At 60.2% G+C, this 14,661-nt stretch carries 14 protein-coding genes, 2 tRNA genes and 1 rRNA gene (1 of these 17 cut by a window edge); 8 read left to right on the plus strand and 9 right to left on the minus strand.

The annotated features are described in order from the left end of the window. Both rrf and Thiofri_RS06920 read left to right on the plus strand, forming a co-directional pair. Nucleotide 1: ribosomal RNA gene (rrf, locus tag Thiofri_RS06915) — 5S ribosomal RNA — on the plus strand (it extends 115 nt beyond the left edge of the window). Between the two features lie 93 nt (nt 2-94). Then, complete coding sequence (locus Thiofri_RS06920; protein WP_009150967.1) at nt 95-589, plus strand: DUF1269 domain-containing protein; 495 nt, start codon at nt 95-97, stop codon at nt 587-589. A 93-nt stretch (nt 590-682) separates the two neighbouring features. Here Thiofri_RS06920 and Thiofri_RS06925 read toward each other — a convergent pair whose 3' ends face one another. After that, complete coding sequence (locus tag Thiofri_RS06925) at nt 683-1,237, minus strand: hypothetical protein (protein WP_009150968.1); 555 nt, start codon at nt 1,235-1,237, stop codon at nt 683-685. 245 nt (nt 1,238-1,482) lie between these two features. Here Thiofri_RS06925 and Thiofri_RS06930 point away from each other — a divergent pair, with 245 nt between their 5' ends. Together Thiofri_RS06930 and Thiofri_RS06935 are read left to right on the plus strand one after the other, a co-directional pair. Next, nucleotides 1,483-2,115: a 2OG-Fe(II) oxygenase family protein gene (locus Thiofri_RS06930; protein ID WP_009150969.1), complete on the plus strand. Its 633-nt coding sequence runs from the start codon at nt 1,483-1,485 to the stop codon at nt 2,113-2,115. Continuing rightward, nucleotides 2,112-2,525, plus strand: a complete 414-nt coding sequence (locus Thiofri_RS06935; protein ID WP_009150970.1) for a hypothetical protein — start codon at nt 2,112-2,114, stop codon at nt 2,523-2,525. The genes Thiofri_RS06930 and Thiofri_RS06935 overlap by 4 nt, the downstream gene beginning before the upstream one ends. A 42-nt stretch (nt 2,526-2,567) precedes the next feature. On the opposite strand, the gene Thiofri_RS06940 is transcribed toward Thiofri_RS06935, so the two are convergent. Then, nucleotides 2,568-3,185: a DUF938 domain-containing protein gene (locus tag Thiofri_RS06940; protein WP_009150971.1), complete on the minus strand. Its 618-nt coding sequence runs from the start codon at nt 3,183-3,185 to the stop codon at nt 2,568-2,570. A 251-nt stretch (nt 3,186-3,436) separates the two neighbouring features. Here Thiofri_RS06940 and Thiofri_RS06945 point away from each other — a divergent pair. After that, nucleotides 3,437-3,526 (plus strand) — tRNA-Ser (locus tag Thiofri_RS06945). A gap of 280 nt (nt 3,527-3,806) precedes the next feature. Here the strand turns inward: Thiofri_RS06945 and Thiofri_RS06950 are convergent. The 7 genes from Thiofri_RS06950 to hoxE all read right to left on the minus strand — a co-directional run bounded on the left by Thiofri_RS06950 (nt 3,807) and on the right by hoxE (nt 9,725). After that, nucleotides 3,807-3,897 (minus strand) — tRNA-Ser (locus Thiofri_RS06950). A 162-nt stretch (nt 3,898-4,059) separates the two neighbouring features. Beyond that, nucleotides 4,060-4,554, minus strand: coding sequence for a hydrogenase maturation protease (locus tag Thiofri_RS06955; RefSeq protein WP_143742024.1), 495 nt, complete (start codon nt 4,552-4,554; stop codon nt 4,060-4,062). Nucleotides 4,555-4,597: 43 nt separating this feature from the next. Next, nucleotides 4,598-6,028 carry a Ni/Fe hydrogenase subunit alpha gene (locus Thiofri_RS06960; protein WP_009150973.1) on the minus strand — a complete coding sequence of 477 codons (1,431 nt, stop codon included), beginning with the start codon at nt 6,026-6,028 and terminating at the stop codon, nt 4,598-4,600. Nucleotides 6,029-6,123: 95 nt separating this feature from the next. Then, nucleotides 6,124-6,669 (minus strand): NADH-quinone oxidoreductase subunit B family protein, encoded by a 546-nt coding sequence (locus Thiofri_RS06965; protein WP_009150974.1) that lies wholly within the window; start codon nt 6,667-6,669, stop codon nt 6,124-6,126. Beyond that, nucleotides 6,666-7,397, minus strand: a complete 732-nt coding sequence (gene hoxU, locus Thiofri_RS06970; protein ID WP_009150975.1) for a bidirectional hydrogenase complex protein HoxU — start codon at nt 7,395-7,397, stop codon at nt 6,666-6,668. The genes Thiofri_RS06965 and hoxU overlap by 4 nt, the downstream gene beginning before the upstream one ends. A gap of 208 nt (nt 7,398-7,605) precedes the next feature. Further along, nucleotides 7,606-9,228 carry an NADH-quinone oxidoreductase subunit NuoF gene (gene nuoF / locus Thiofri_RS06975; RefSeq protein ID WP_009150976.1) on the minus strand — a complete coding sequence of 541 codons (1,623 nt, stop codon included), beginning with the start codon at nt 9,226-9,228 and terminating at the stop codon, nt 7,606-7,608. Continuing rightward, complete coding sequence (gene hoxE, locus Thiofri_RS06980; RefSeq protein ID WP_143742025.1) at nt 9,225-9,725, minus strand: bidirectional hydrogenase complex protein HoxE; 501 nt, start codon at nt 9,723-9,725, stop codon at nt 9,225-9,227. The genes nuoF and hoxE overlap by 4 nt, the downstream gene beginning before the upstream one ends. A 337-nt stretch (nt 9,726-10,062) precedes the next feature. Between hoxE and pssA the strand changes: the two genes are divergently transcribed. The 3 genes from pssA to Thiofri_RS06995 all read left to right on the plus strand — a co-directional run bounded on the left by pssA (nt 10,063) and on the right by Thiofri_RS06995 (nt 14,659). Continuing rightward, on the plus strand, nt 10,063-10,827 hold the full coding sequence (gene pssA / locus Thiofri_RS06985; protein WP_009150978.1) for a CDP-diacylglycerol--serine O-phosphatidyltransferase: 765 nt from the start codon (nt 10,063-10,065) through the stop codon (nt 10,825-10,827). 4 nt (nt 10,828-10,831) lie between these two features. Further along, nucleotides 10,832-12,568: a cation:proton antiporter domain-containing protein gene (locus tag Thiofri_RS06990; protein ID WP_009150979.1), complete on the plus strand. Its 1,737-nt coding sequence runs from the start codon at nt 10,832-10,834 to the stop codon at nt 12,566-12,568. 75 nt (nt 12,569-12,643) lie between these two features. Continuing rightward, nucleotides 12,644-14,659, plus strand: a complete 2,016-nt coding sequence (locus Thiofri_RS06995; protein WP_009150980.1) for a PAS domain S-box protein — start codon at nt 12,644-12,646, stop codon at nt 14,657-14,659. Nucleotides 14,660-14,661 lie beyond the last annotated feature (2 nt).

The raw sequence follows: 14,661 nt of genomic DNA on the forward strand, positions 1-14,661 counted from the left end.
GCTTTATGTAAAAACCCCAGGAAGAGCAATCTTTCTGGGGTTTTTTTTGTTTAGAGCAACCGTTTGATCAACATTAATCAATGAGGAATTTTAAATGAGCGATCTCATCGTGATCTCTTTCCCTGAACCGGCTCTGGCATTTGAAATGCGCGCGGCACTGGCAAAAATGCAGAAGGAATACCTGATCGAAATGGAAGATGTGGTGGTGGTCACAAAGGACGACCATGGCAAGGTGAAATTGCATCAGGCCGTTAGCCTGACTGGTATGGGGGCTGTTGGCGGCGGCTTCTGGGGTATGCTGATCGGAATGCTGTTTTTGAATCCGCTGCTCGGCGCAGCCGTGGGGGCAGGTGCGGGTGCGCTGTCCGGAAAAATGTCCGACATTGGCGTGGATGATAACTTCATGAAGGATCTGGCTGCCCATTTCCAGCCCGGTTGTGCTGCCATTTTCGTGCTGGTGCGCAAGGCCACCACGGACAAGGTGCTAGATGGATTGCAGGCGTTCCACGGCAAAGGCAAGGTGCTGCGGACCTCGCTGAATAAGGACGAGGAGGCTGAGCTGCGGAAAGTGATCGAAAGCACCGACTAAGGCTGGCTGGTCGTGTCGCACCACCGGGAACTGGTCGGACCTCAGCTTAGTGGTCAGGGCGTGCGGGAATGAACGGCAGAGGTTGTGAGTGACTCATTCGAACAGGTCGCCAAAGGCCTTGGCAAAGCGTTTGTAGGCGTCCCAGCCGTCCTTGTCCATGACCTGATCGATTACCCAGCGGTTTTCCTCGTGTTGACCCATCAGGCTCTGGATCTCAAAGCCAAGGTGGCGCAGGAATGCATAGCTGGGCCCCTCGGGGCTGAGTTCGAAATCGGCATATTCGCCCGAGCGGGTATTCAGCCGCTCGACAAAGACTTGGCCATAGTCCCCGGGGCCGAGTAAGTCGGTGCTATTGTCTTGCAAGTGCTCGATGCACTTCTTGGCAAAACTGGTGACCAATGCGCGGCGGTCCTCGTCACCGAAGCGCCCGAACGACAGCCGGTCGGCGATCTGGATCAGGAACACCAGGTATTCCTGAATGACTTGCAGACGTTGTGCGTCGTTGCTGTAGACAAAGCGCTCGCAGTGCAGGTTAATCGCCTTATCGACCGCGATGCGCCAGGCGATGAAGGCGAGTGCCGAGCCGATCTCAGCCAGGGAGCGGTCGTTCTCATCATTCCACCAGTGACTCTTAATGCGTAATGCCACCCCAGTCTCCGTTTGTGCAGGGATCGCCGCGGCAGGCGCGGGATCGGGATTATTCGCTTCTGTCCCTATATTTGGCTGTCAGGGCGCGGGACAAGCGCTGGGCAAGGGATTAGACTTTAAGCTTCCCAGGAAACAGCAGCTTCATCTGCGGGGATGTTACCGCAGGATGAAGGTGAGTTAAGCAGGCGTCTGGTGAGCGGGCGCCTTGAGCTTCTTCGCCGCCATCAACAGCCAGCAGGAGCCAGATGGACCAGCATCCGACACTGAATGCGCTGACGGCCGAACTTGGTCTGCCAGCTCTGCCGACTATCCGCGAGATCAAACCGGGCAGTTTCATCTTCGAGCGCCGGCAGGCGCTGCCACCGGCTTTTTGCGAAGAGATGATCGCGCGCTTTGAGGCCAATCCGTCGCAGCAGTTCGAGGGGCGGATTGGGCAGATTCAAGAGCGCGACCCTGGGATCAAACAGACCATGGATCTGGTGGTCAGCAACAAAGACGATTGGAAGGACGCCGACGGGATCTTCTTCCGCTCCTTGGCCGCCGCGCTGCGTGAGTTTCGCGAGACCTTTCCCTATTTCAAAGGCCCGTTCAAGGACATGGGCTACCAGATCCAGCGCTACCAGCCCGGCGAGTTTTATCACTGGCACATCGACGGTGGCAGTCATGAATTCAGCCAGCGTCAGCTTGTGGCGCTCTGGTACCTAAACGACGTGCCCGGTCCTGGCGGAGCGACCCAGTTTCTATATCAAGATATCAGCGTGCGCCCGGAGCAGGGCAAGTTGGTCATCTTCCCTCCCTTCTGGACTCACGAGCACCGCGCCGTCACACTCCAGGCTGGGGTGAAATACATCGCCACCACCTGGGTGGTTTTCGCATGATGGGGGCATCCGGCCAGCGCCCGCGTCTGCTTGCTATCATCGAGTTAGGCGGCTACCCGAATCTCACTGCGCTCTATCAGCGCCTGGGCTTCGATGTCGAGATACTGAACTCCCAACGCAAGGCGCAAGCGGCGCTAAAGCGTCAGGTACCGGACGTGGTTGTTGCGGAATACAATTTTCAATCCGATTTTCGGGATCGGACGAGCAATCTTGAGACGCTCATGGCGCGCCTTCAGCGTCATCCGCATGTCAAGGTGATCTGTTTTTACCAGCCGGAGCACCAGCTTAAGCTCGAACAACTTCGCCAGCGTTTTCCCGTGTTCGCGGCTTTGTCGCTGCCGGTGAGTGAAGAACAAGTGGAACAGAGCCTGCGCGCGGCGCATGCTGCGGCGTCGACCGTCGACAATTAGTCGGCAAGCTCGCCCGGTCGCGCCGTGACAGGGCTTTCGTTGTCATGCGCGCTTGTCCCCGCACCGGCGCCAAATTAGGATGCGGTTGTTAACCGGCATGGTACAGTCCTCCTCAAGCTCCAGACCGGCTGCCGCCGCGATGCCGACAAGATCGCGAATGTCGCGCACGCCGCTGGCCGGGTCACGCGCGCGCAGGTGCTGATCAAACATCGCATTGCTCGGACTGTTATGGCGTCCATCGCGGCTGAAAGGCCCGTAGAGCGCGAAACAGCCATTGGATTGCAGCATACGGCCGATGCCAAGAAACATGGCTTCCACCTCTGGCAGCGACATGATGTGCGCCGTATTGGCGCTAAAAACGGCATCGAACGGGCCGGTCGGCCAGTCCTGGTCGCGGGTGACATTGAGTTGCAGTGGTGGCGGCAGGTTGGGTAGCGCGGCCTCCGCGATCCATTGTCGTATGCCAGCGAGATTCTCCGCGCGATCAGAACATTGCCAGTGCAGATGGGGCAGCTGTGCCGCAAAAAAGACCGCGTGCTGGCCAGTTCCACCGCCGATCTCGAGCACTCGGCTCGCAACGGCGAAATGTCTCTCGAGTATCGCCAGAATCGGCGCCTTGTTTTCCTCGCTTGCTGCCGCGAACGGCTTGTTACCATGCATGCCTACCTCCATTTTCGCTGTCATCAGCCGCTTCCGCCATGCTTCAGCGACGCGAAAACAAGATTTTGGCTCTGTTGGCCAAAAGGCAAGTGTCGAATGCAAGCAAGCTGCGCAGCACCCGTCATCGTCTTCCGCGAGCCATAATCTCAAGGTTCGATTGCGAGATCGGCTGACATCCCGTATCCTACGCGACCTTGAGCATGGTCTTGCGCACTAGCGTCCCACCTCGGACCAGGCTCAACCACCCTCCCGGAGAGGTGTCCGAGTGGCTTAAGGAGCACGCCTGGAAAGTGTGTATGGGTTAATCCCCATCGAGGGTTCGAATCCCTCTCTCTCCGCCAATTTAAGCCGTATAGATGCTATCCCTAATTGATCTGATCGGGAGGCCCGACTATCTGCGCGGCCAGTTTTGACTGGGATCGGGCAGAGACCGCCATAAAACGGGGGATCTGTGCGACACCGGCGATTAGCCGCCTTGATGGCGAGATGGGCAAGTTCTACGAGCAGCGGCTGCGTTTCATCGGAGAAGTGTGCCTAAGTTGTAAAACGCTGTCCGGATAAGTGCCCAGTCCAAAAAAAAAGCCCGCTAGAAGCATGTTCTAGCGGGCTTTTTTCATTGAGTGGCGGAGAGAGAGGGATTCGAACCCTCGATGGGCTATTAACCCATACTCCCTTAGCAGGGGAGCGCCTTCAGCCACTCGGCCATCTCTCCGAAAGAGCGCTTTATTGTACCAAAGCTTGATTGCTTTGTGGCGAGGATTTCTCGCCGCTGGTGCCCGGCACCAATTTGGCGCGATTGGAGTTTGGGTGGCGCTGGCAGATGTTTCTGGCTGCGGTGGCGCCGAGGCGCCCCATGAGGGAGGCTGACAGAGGCTTATTGGCCAAGTGGCGTATGGTTGCCGACGGGACCCTTAGTGTGCCGCAAGCCAAGCAGGTCCATGACGGTCTGAATCATCGAGGGCACGGCATGGGTGGCAGCTTCGCTTAGATGAAAATGCCCATAGTCGAACTCCGCACCGCCAGCGGTGATCAGCCATGCCTTTGGCACGCGGCCATAGAGTCCCTGACACCAGGCTAATAGCTCGCGCGGGTCATGAAAATGCGCCATGGTCGATAGGGCGCTGGCGTCGGGGAGCAGGGGCTGGCAGCGCAGCTCGCCCGGCGGGAGATCGACAGCCGCATCGAGAAATATCACCTGGGACATGTGCGCCATGTCGGCGGCCAACTCGGCGGTCAGGATGTGGCGGGCTTCCACCTGTACCCAGTCAGGCAGGGTGAGTTGTTGCAGGCGATCAGCCACCAGCGGGCCGATAGCATCGTCGCCGCGAATGGGGCTGCCGTAGCCGATGACTAGGGCGGTTGCGCTCACGTCGGGTTTGATGGCCTGTTTGATGCTCTGTCTGATTATGGACTCAGTCGCGACTGAGGCGATCAATCACCTGTCCGGCGGCGTCTTTGAGTTCAATTACCAGCGGCATTTGCCCGAAGGCGTGGGAGGCGCAGGACAGGCAGGGATCGTAGCAGCGGATGACCGCCTCGACGCGGTTGAGCATGCCTTCATTGAGTTTATTGCCATCGACATAGGCGTCGGCAACCTGCTTGATGCTGCGGTTCATCGCCAGGTTGTTGTGGCCGGTGGCGATAATGAGATCGACCCAGGTGATCAGGCCGTTTTCGTCGATCTTGTAATGATGCATCAGGGTGCCGCGCGGGGCTTCGGACACGCCGATGCCCTCAAAGCGGTTACCACGGGCGTGGGCACGCACTCGGGTGTTGAGAATGTCGGGCTCTTTCAGGATGCGCTGCATGCGCTCGATGGCGTAGATAATTTCCACGAGGCGCGCATAGTGGTAGTGGAAGCTCGAAGCGACGGGGCCTGAGTCTTCCTGAAGGGTGTGGAACTCGGCCAGGGCGACATCGGCATAGGGGGTGCCGCAGGAGTCGGCGTTGTTCAGGCGTGCCAGAGGGCCGACGCGGTAGATGCCGCGCGGGTAGCCCATGGGCTTGTAGTAGGGGAACTTCATGTAGGAGAAGTCCTCCACCGCCTCGCCAATCAGGCGCTTGTAGTCGCGCGGCGGGACTTTGTCCTCGATGATGCGGCCTTGGGCGTCTTTGACCCGCAGCAGGCCGGTGGTGTGCTCGAGCTGGCCCGTCTCCGAGACCAGGCTCAGGAACAGGGTTGGCAGGCTGCCGAAGTGGCTGGCCTCGTCCTTGAACTTCGGCAGCAGGGTCTTGAAGGTGGCGTAGGTGCGCTTGGCAATTTCCAGCCCCTCGGGCAGCATCGCCTGGATGGCTTTGTGTTTCTCTTCCGAGAGTGCTTCGCTGACGCCGCCAGGTACCACCCAGGTGGGGTGAATTTTCTTGCCGCCGAGAATCTCGATGATGGTCTGGCCGATCTGGCGCAGGCGGATGCCATCTTTGGCCAGTTCCGGGTACTGCTGCATGACACCAAAGACATTGCGGCTTTGGGGATCGGCATCCCAGCCAAGCAGCAGGTCGGGTGAGGACAGATGAAAGAACGACAGCGCATGCGATTGAACTAGCTGGGCCAGGTTCATCACCTGGCGCAATTTCTCGGCAGTCGGTGGAATGGTGACCGCGAGCAGATCGTCGCAGGCTTTGTTCGACGCCAGCAGGTGACTGACTGGACAGATGCCGCAGGTGCGTGCGGTGAGCGCGGGCATTTCCCGGTAGGGACGGCCTTCGCAGAATTTCTCGAAGCCGCGGAACTGGGTCAGATGAAAGCGGGCGTCTTCCACCTCGCCGGTGTCGGCGAGTTGCAGCGAAATGCGCGCGTGCCCTTCGATGCGGGTGACCGGCTCGATGGTAATGGTGCGGCTCATGGTCGGCGGTTCCTGTGATCGATGTCGCCAGTGATGGAAACGGGTGCTTGCGGCTCGATGGCCTGGATTCGGATTGTTGCCATTCAGTGCGGGTCTTAGGCGCCGAAACGGGTGAGCTGATTGGGTTCTGGGGTGCGCCCGGCGATGAGTTCACTCAGCACATAGTAGATGGCATCCGCCGGCGGTGGGCAACCGGGAACGTAAAGATCGACCTCCACCACTCCATGCAGGGGCAGCACCACCTGGCGCAGTCGTGGCACGCCATCGACCGGAATCTGCGGATTCACATCCACATTCTCGCGGTAGGCGCGCTCAATTACGGCATCAAGCTTGAAGGCATTGCGCATGGCCGGGACATTGCCGTTGACCGCGCAGTCGCCAAGGCTGATCAGCTGCTTGCAGTGCTTGCGAAAAGCTTTGGCGGTGGTGACGTCATGATCATTGCTGACCGAGCCTTCCAGGATGCCGAGATCAACGCTCGCCGGCAGCTCTTTGGTGTCAACCAGCGGGCTGTAGACGATGTTGATCTGGCGGGCCAACTCGACCAGGCGCTCGTCCATATCAAGAAAAGACATGTGACAGCCCGAACAGCCGTCGAGCCAGGCGGTGGCGACCGTAATTCTGGAATCTGCTGTGCTCATCGCTGGTGTCTCCGACGGGCGAGAATGGGCAGGAAGCTTTGGTCTTTAACCATTTCCCCGGCCGATGTGCCTTGCTTGACCAGCGCGCCTGTGGGGCAGACCTGCACGCACTTGCCACAACTGGTGCAGGTGCTGCTGTCCCCCCAAGGGCGCGCCAAGTCGGTGATCACCTGACAGTCGCTGCCGCGGCCCATGATGTCCCAGGTATGAGCGCCTTCGATCTCATCGCACACCCGCACGCATCTGCTGCAAAGAACGCAGCGGGTGTGGTCGACGCGGAACATCTCATGCGAGCTGTCGACCTCATAATGCGGGTAACGATAGGGCATGCGCACATGATTCACGCCACACCCTTGAGCGAGATTTTGCAGCTCGCAATGACCGTTGGAGACGCATACCGAGCAGACATGATTGCGCTCGGCAAAGAGCAACTCGACGATGGTGCGCCGATAGTGTTGCAGTCGCTCGCTGTTGGTCACCACCCGCATGCCCTCGGCGACGCGGGTCGAGCAGGCGGCGAACAGGCGGCTCTGGCCTTCGAGTTCGACTAAACACAGGCGGCAGCCGCCAAGAATGGACAGGCCGTCGAGATAGCACAGGCTGGGAATGGGAATCTGGTTTTCCCGGCACACCTCGATGATGGTCTCGTCCTCGCGGGCGGATAGGTCCAGCCCGTCGACCTTCATGGTGACGACGCGGACCGAACTCTGGGGTGTCGGCAATGGCATGCAAGGGACTCCGGGCGGATGGACGGGTTAGGGCGCGGTGGCGGACGCTCAGGCTCGGGCCGCCGGGCCAGCAAGCGGAAAGCCGCCGTGGGGGCAGACCTGAGCCTGGTCGGAAACCTTGCCTTCGCATTCAGGGCATTGAATCAGTGCCATTGGTCGCTCACCGTTTCGTGTTGTTATCTTGTTTGATTTGTCTTGAATTAGACACTTAGGCGGCTTGTTCGAGCAGCCGCTGTTCGTATTCTGCGCGGAAGTAGCGCAGGGTGCTCAGTACCGGATTGGGCGCCGTTTGCCCAAGTCCGCATAGGCTGGTGGCCTGAACCACCTCGCAGAGTTCCTCCAGCAGGGCAAGATCCTGCCTGCCTGCCTCGCCCTTGACGATGCGATCCAGCAGTCCGTGCATCTGCGCGGTGCCGGCGCGGCAGGGGATGCACTTGCCGCAGGACTCCGACATGCAGAACTCCATGAAAAAACGTGCCACCTCGACCATGCTCGAGGTTTCGTCCATGACGATCATACCGCCTGAGCCCATGATGGTGCCGAGCGTCTTGAGGCTGTCGTAGTCGACTGGAATGTCCAGATGCGCCTCGGGGATGCAGCCGCCGGAGGGGCCGCCAGTTTGCACCGCCTTGAAGGCTTTACCGCCCGGAATGCCGCCGCCGATGGCCTCAATGATATCGCGCAGCGGGGTGCCCATGGGCACTTCAATCAGGCCGGTGTTACAGATGGCCCCCGCCAGCGCGAACACCTTGGTGCCTTTGGAGCGCTCGGTGCCAATGCCGGCAAACCAATCGCCGCCCTCGCGCACAATCGGGGCGATGTTGGCGTAGGTCTCGACATTGTTGATCAGCGTCGGATGGCCCCAGAGCCCGGACTCAGCCGGGTAGGGCGGGCGGGGTCTGGGTTGGCCGCGACCGCCCTCAATCGAGGCCATCAGCGCGGTCTCCTCACCGCAGACGAAGGCCCCGGCGCCCAAACGGATTTCGATGTCGAAGTTAAACTCAGTCTCGCAAATATGGTGGCCAATGAAGCCGGCGCGTTTCGCTTTGCGAATGGCGGTTTTGAGCCGCTCAACCGCCAGCGGATACTCAGCGCGGATGTAGACAAAGCCCTTGTTGGCGCCAATCGCATAGGCGGCCATCGCCATGCCTTCCAGCACCCGATGGGGGTCGGATTCGAGAATGGCGCGATCCATGAAGGCACCCGGGTCGCCCTCATCGGCATTGCAGATGACGTATTTCTGTGTTGCGGGCATTTTGGCCACAGTCGACCACTTAAGCCCGGTGGGATAGCCGCCGCCGCCGCGTCCGCGCAGGCCGCTGGTGGTGACCTCGGCGATCACTTCCGCCGGGGTCATTTCAGTCAGCGCATGGACCATGGCGTGGTAGCCACCGAGGGCCACATAGCCTTTGAAGCTGTTGGGGTCAACAATGCCAGAGTTCTCCAGCACAATGCGCTGCTGGCGGGCAAAGAAGGGCATCTCGGTCGGGCAGTGCAGGCGCTCCATGGGAGTGCCGGTTTTGGCGCTGGTGAGTATCTCCGGCGCATCGGTGGCGGCCACATCGCGATAAATCTGCGCTTGGTCGAGCGGGGCGTCTTTGGCGGCGATGGCCACCAGCGGCCCGGCCGAGCATAGCCCCATGCAGCCGACCTGCTTGACGCAACAGCCGGCATGATCGCTGGCGTCGCAGCCGGTGGTCAGAGCCTCGAGCACCGGCAGGGCGCCGGAGGACTGGCAACTCGCGGCGGTGCAGACGCGAATTTCCGTCTTGACCGCAGCATATTCCTCGCGATGCTTGTCGGCGAGTTCTTCGAGATCATCAACATTCACTGTGCGATCTCCTGTTCAAGCTTGGCATTAAGCGCGTTGCTGTCGAGTTTGCCCGACACCTGCCTGTCGATCACCACCGCCGGGGCCAGCCCGCAGGCACCAACGCAGCGCGCGGTCATTACCGACAGGGCGCCGTCTTCTGTCGTCTCGCCGGGATTGACGCCAAAGCGCTGCTCCAGCCCCTCGATCAGCGCACCGGCCCCCTGGATGTAACAGGCGGTGCCGGTGCAGACCACGCAGCTATGCCGGCCTTGGGGCTTGAGCATGAACAGGTGATAGAAGGTTGCGACCCCGAATACCTTGCTGAGCGGCAGGTCGAGGGAATCGGCGACGAAGATCATCGCATCTTCATCAAGAAAGCCGAAGGCATCCTGTACGCTGTGCAGGGCCTCAATCAGCGCATGCTCGGCATAGCCTGTGCGGCGCATGGTGGCATTGACGATTTTCCAGCGTTTGTCATCGCTGGGCAGGCTCGGGCGGGCGCGTTGCATGGTCATGGCGAATGCAAAATCCGTTGGCTGGCCGCAGTCTTTAGGCCTTGGGTCTTTGAGTAAGGTCGCGCTGAATAGCGTCGGGCACGACCCTGACAGAGCCACCATTAAAACGCGAGCGGGCAGGGTGCGCCAAGTAAAGATTTGATGTGACAGCTTGGTGCGCGCTATCTGGCATCCACTACGCGCCTATGTCACACGGATGTCAGTACCTTCATAATGCGGCATACTTTCAAGAAATAGCGGCTCCAGAACTCTTGCCACTGCGACAGGGCCACGTGTTCATGATGGCGGCCCGCTCTCTTGCAACTCATCACTCAAACCAACCCACTTTTGGGCGGCTATGCATCCAGAAAATACCAAACCACGGCGACGCAGCGGCATCTACCTGCTGCCCAATCTTTTCACCACTGCGGCGCTTTTTTCCGGGTTCTACGCCATCCTGGCCGCCGAACATGGACGTTTTGAGGCTGCCGCGCTCGGCATTTTCGCGGCCATGGTGTTCGATGGCTTCGACGGGCGCATCGCCAGGCTGACCAACACCCAGAGCGACTTTGGCGCCGAGTACGACAGCCTCTCCGATATGGTCGCCTTCGGTGTGGCACCGGCCTTGGTGGTTTACAACTGGGCGCTGTCCGGGCTGGGTAAGCTTGGCTGGCTGGCGGCCTTTGTGTATACCGCTGGCGCTGCGCTGCGCCTGGCGCGCTTCAATACCCAGATCGGCATGGCCGACAGGCGCTACTTTCAGGGGCTGCCAAGTCCTGCTGCTGCGGCTATTCTGGCGGGCGCGGTCTGGATCGTCACGGATAACGCCCTCAGCGGCGACTACCTCGCCTGGTTGGCCGCGCTGCTCACGGCTGCTGCCGGGTTGCTGATGGTGAGCAACTTCCGTTATCACAGCTTCAAAGAGCTGGATGTCCATGGTCGGGTGCCCTTTGTGGTTATGGTGGCGGTGGTGCTGGGCTTCTCGCTGGTGGTGCTCGACCCACCCATTGTGCTTTTTGTGCTCTTCGTCGGTTATGCCATCTCCGGCCCCCTGATGACGCTGTTCCAGTTGCGCCAGCGGCGCGACACGCGTCGGCGCGAGCGTCAGCCCGAGCACGACTGATCCCATGGAAGCAGAATCCTTCGTCTCCTCGGCGGTGCTGCTGCTGGTGGTCGCGGCTTTGGCGGTGGCTATCTTTCGCCATTTCGGACTGGGTTCGATTCTTGGTCTGCTGGTCGCCGGTGTGCTGCTGGGGCCGCACACGCCAGGCCCCTCAGTCACCAACAATGTTGAAGATCTACGCCATTTTGCCGAGTTGGGCGTGGTGCTGCTGCTCTTTGTCATCGGCATCGAGATGCATCCCGGGCGCCTGTGGGAACTGCGCCGCACCCTCTTTGGCCTGGGTTCGCTGCAAGTGTTGCTTACCGGGCTGGCGCTGGCGGCCTACTTCCGGCTGTTTCAACCCGACTGGTCCACCGCCCTGCTGATTGGCATGAGCCTGGCCCTTTCCTCGACCGCGCTGGTCGTGCAGATGTTGCAGGAACGCGGCGATATGGCGAGCTGCCATGGCCAGACCGCCTTTGCCGTGCTGCTGATGCAGGATCTGGCTGTGGTGCCGTTGCTGGCGTTAATGCCCGTGCTGGCCGATGTCGGGCCGCTACCGGAGGAGATACCCCTGTGGCAGCAGGTTGGAACCGTCGTGGCTCTGGTCAGCGCGGTGATTCTGGTCGGGCGTTATCTGGTGCCCTGGGTGCTGGAGCGACTGTCGCGTCAGGGCAATCGCGATGCCTTTTTTCTGGTGGTGTTGGCCTCGGTTTTTCTCGCTGCTGCCGCCATGGAACACGCCGGACTGTCCATGGCGCTGGGCGCGTTCCTGATGGGCGTGATGCTCTCTGGTTCGCGCTTCAGCCTGCAGATTCAGGCGTTGGTGGAACCCCACAAGGGGCTGCTGATGAGTCTGTTTTTCGTCGCCGTTGGCATGTCGGTCGATCTGAGCATTTTGATCGATGAGCCACTGCAGTTCGGTGAGCATCTGGCCAGCATTCTGGCGATTAAAATCCTGGTGCTCTTCCTGCTGTGTCTGGTGTTTGGCGTGGGCCGGGCGGCGGCTTTTCGCGTTGCCTTTCTGCTGTCACAGGCGGGCGAATTTGGCTTTGTGCTTTTTGGCGCCGCCAAGCTGCTTCGGCTGATTGATGATCGAACCTTCGTGCTCTTGGTGGCGGTCATTTCGGTCAGCATGCTGCTCACCCCGCTATTGGTGGCGCTGGGTGAATGGCTCGCGCGACGCGCGCCTGGCGGCATGGATGGTGTCGACGGCTCCCTGCGGTTGCCGGAGCGAGAGGCGGGCAGTGCGCCGGCGCGGGTTATCATTGCCGGATTCGGGCGAGTTGGCCACACGATCGGCGCCATTCTGACCGGGCATGGGATTTCCTACGTGGCCTTCGAGTCCAATCCTGAACTGGTCGCCAGCTGGCACCGTGAAGGCTGCCCGGTGTACTACGGCGACATCGGTGATCCCCATCTGCTGGAGGCGGCCGAAGTCGAGCAGGCCGATCTGGTCGTCCTGACCATCGACGACCAGCGCGCCGCCATCAATGCCACCCAACTGATTCGCGCTTATGCACCAGATGTGAAAATTGTCGCGCGTGCGCGAGATTTGACCACCTGCGATGCGCTCCTGCGCGCCGGCGCCACCCAGGCATTTCCCGAAGCGGTCGAGGCCAGCCTGCGACTGGCGGCCGAGACCCTGAGTGCGCTGGGTCTTGGGACTCAGGAAGTGGACATGCTGCTGAACAATGTGCGTGGCACGGGGTATGCACTGGTGCGCGAAGAGGTGCCGGAGGATTTGGCGGGCAGCGCTTGAACGGATCCGTCAGTCGGATGCTGCGCCCCGTTTTTACCTTGAAACCAAGAATCCTGACAGTTCGGAATTTAAGCCATGCCTGATATGCCATCCATCCTGATTGTCGATGACCAAGTCGATAATCTCAAGGTGCTGTTTAACACGCTCAAGCCAAATTATCGCGTGCGCGTAGCAAACTCAGGCGCCGAGGCACTGGAGATTGTGCACCGTTTTGAGGCGCCGGATCTTTTTCTGCTCGACATCATGATGCCGGAGATGGACGGCTATACCCTGTGCCAGCGGCTTAAGACGATTCCGGGCGCCAGTGAGACGCCGGTGATTTTTCTGACCGCGCGGGATCGACCTGAGGATGAGGAGCGCGGATTCGATGTTGGCGCGGTGGATTATGTCACCAAGCCGGTGAACGCCCGCCTGGTTCAGGCGCGGATCAAGGCCCAACTCGCCTTGGCCCGTCAGCTCAACCAGGCGCGCACGGCCTTGCAGGCGAGCAACCGGCTGGTCGCGCGCGTGACCCGCGAACGCGATGATCAGGAAACTCAAAACGCCCTGCTGGCGCGCGAAATCGCTGAGCGCCAGCAGGTCGAGGCGGCCTTGCGCGAAAGCCAGGCCCGTTTCGTGCGCTTGACCTCCCAACTGGCCGACCGGCTGTTTTTCTTCACCAACGCGCCTAGTGGCGAGCTTTTATATACCAGCGAGGGCTTCAAGCAGCTGCTGGGCGTTGCCACGCCGGAAGACGCCCTTGGTCAATCCTGGGGCAACCTGGCCGACTGGTCGCCGGAGTCGCTTGTCAATGTGCTCGAGGAAAGCCGGCGCTGGCTGACCCTTGGCGAGAAAGCCCGCTTCGGGTTGAGCATCCGCCATCCGCAGGCGGATTGGCGGCAGCTTGAGATCCATGCTTACCGGGTCTTGGATCAGGAGCGCGGACAGGAACTGATCGAGGGCATCGCGCTTGATGTGACCGAGCAGCGCGCGTTGGATGGGCGTCTTCGGACTCTGGCGCAGGCCGTGGAGCATGCGCCAGTGTCCGTGACAGTGACAGATCCAAACGGCAACATCCTCTATGTCAACCCCCATTTCACCCGGCTCTCGGGTTATACCAAGGAGGAAGTGCTGGGGAAGAATCCGCGTTTGCTCTCGTCTGGGGAACACGATGACGCCTTCTATCAGGAGATGTGGGCCACCCTGCATCGCGGCGATACCTGGCGTGGCGAATTGATTAACAAAAACAAGCAGGGGGACCTGTATTGGGTGGAAACTGCCATTTCTCCGGTATTCGACGAGCAAGGCGTGCTTCAGAGCTATGTCGCGGTCAAGCAGGACATCAAAGACCGTAAGGAACTCGAACGCATCAAGGAGGATGTCGAGCGCATCATGCGGCATGATCTGAAAACGCCGCTCAATGTCGTGATCAATGTGCCCGATCTGCTGCTGATGGACGACGACTTGAGCGCAGATCTTCGGGAAGAGATCGGACTCATCCGCGAAGCCGGCCAGCGCATGCTCGGGATGATCGAGCTTTCGCTTGACTTGTTCAAAATGGAAACCGGTCAACTCGACTACAGGGCGAATCCAGTCGATTTGGTAAGAATCGTGCTGGATGTCTGCGCGTCCATTGCGCAACTGCTGAGCCGCAAGCAACTGAGCCTCGCGATCCTCCGCAATGGCCAGCCGGTGTCACCAGAGAAGCCCGATGCCGGCGGGCGTTGCGTCGAGATGATCGCCGCCGATGCGCGACTGCTGGTGTCGATGCTGGGAAATCTGCTCACCAATGCTGTGGATGCGTCACCGCCCGGTGAGACCATTAGCCTGGACATCCAGGTCAATGAACAGGACAACCAGACCAAAGAATGGGTTCTACTCGACATCTGCAACCAGGGCGCCGTTCCGCCGCCGATGCGTGGGCATTTTTTCGAGAAATATCGCACGCACGGCAAGGCGGGCGGCACTGGGCTGGGCACCTATTCGGCCAAACTCATGGCCGACACCATGGGCTTCGAACTGACCATGAGCACGTCCGACGCGGATGATCGCACCTGCATTCATTTACGTATGCCATCGGCGGCAACGGCGGCGGCGACAATGGACGAGTAACA

This window comes from Thiorhodovibrio frisius (genome assembly GCF_033954835.1).
GTDB lineage: Bacteria > Pseudomonadota > Gammaproteobacteria > Chromatiales > Chromatiaceae > Thiorhodovibrio > Thiorhodovibrio frisius.

Coding starts and splice junctions, on each gene's coding strand:
- Thiofri_RS06995 (WP_009150980.1), top strand. CDS start 12,644: ATGCCTGATATGCCATCCATCCTGATTGTCGATGACCAAGTCGATAAT.
- Thiofri_RS06990 (WP_009150979.1), top strand. CDS start 10,832: ATGGAAGCAGAATCCTTCGTCTCCTCGGCGGTGCTGCTGCTGGTGGTC.
- pssA (WP_009150978.1), top strand. CDS start 10,063: ATGCATCCAGAAAATACCAAACCACGGCGACGCAGCGGCATCTACCTG.
- hoxE (WP_143742025.1), bottom strand. CDS start 9,725: ATGACCATGCAACGCGCCCGCCCGAGCCTGCCCAGCGATGACAAACGC.
- Thiofri_RS06935 (WP_009150970.1), top strand. CDS start 2,112: ATGATGGGGGCATCCGGCCAGCGCCCGCGTCTGCTTGCTATCATCGAG.
- Thiofri_RS06960 (WP_009150973.1), bottom strand. CDS start 6,028: ATGAGCCGCACCATTACCATCGAGCCGGTCACCCGCATCGAAGGGCAC.
- Thiofri_RS06920 (WP_009150967.1), top strand. CDS start 95: ATGAGCGATCTCATCGTGATCTCTTTCCCTGAACCGGCTCTGGCATTT.
- Thiofri_RS06940 (WP_009150971.1), bottom strand. CDS start 3,185: ATGCATGGTAACAAGCCGTTCGCGGCAGCAAGCGAGGAAAACAAGGCG.
- Thiofri_RS06965 (WP_009150974.1), bottom strand. CDS start 6,669: ATGAGCACAGCAGATTCCAGAATTACGGTCGCCACCGCCTGGCTCGAC.
- Thiofri_RS06930 (WP_009150969.1), top strand. CDS start 1,483: ATGGACCAGCATCCGACACTGAATGCGCTGACGGCCGAACTTGGTCTG.
- hoxU (WP_009150975.1), bottom strand. CDS start 7,397: ATGCCATTGCCGACACCCCAGAGTTCGGTCCGCGTCGTCACCATGAAG.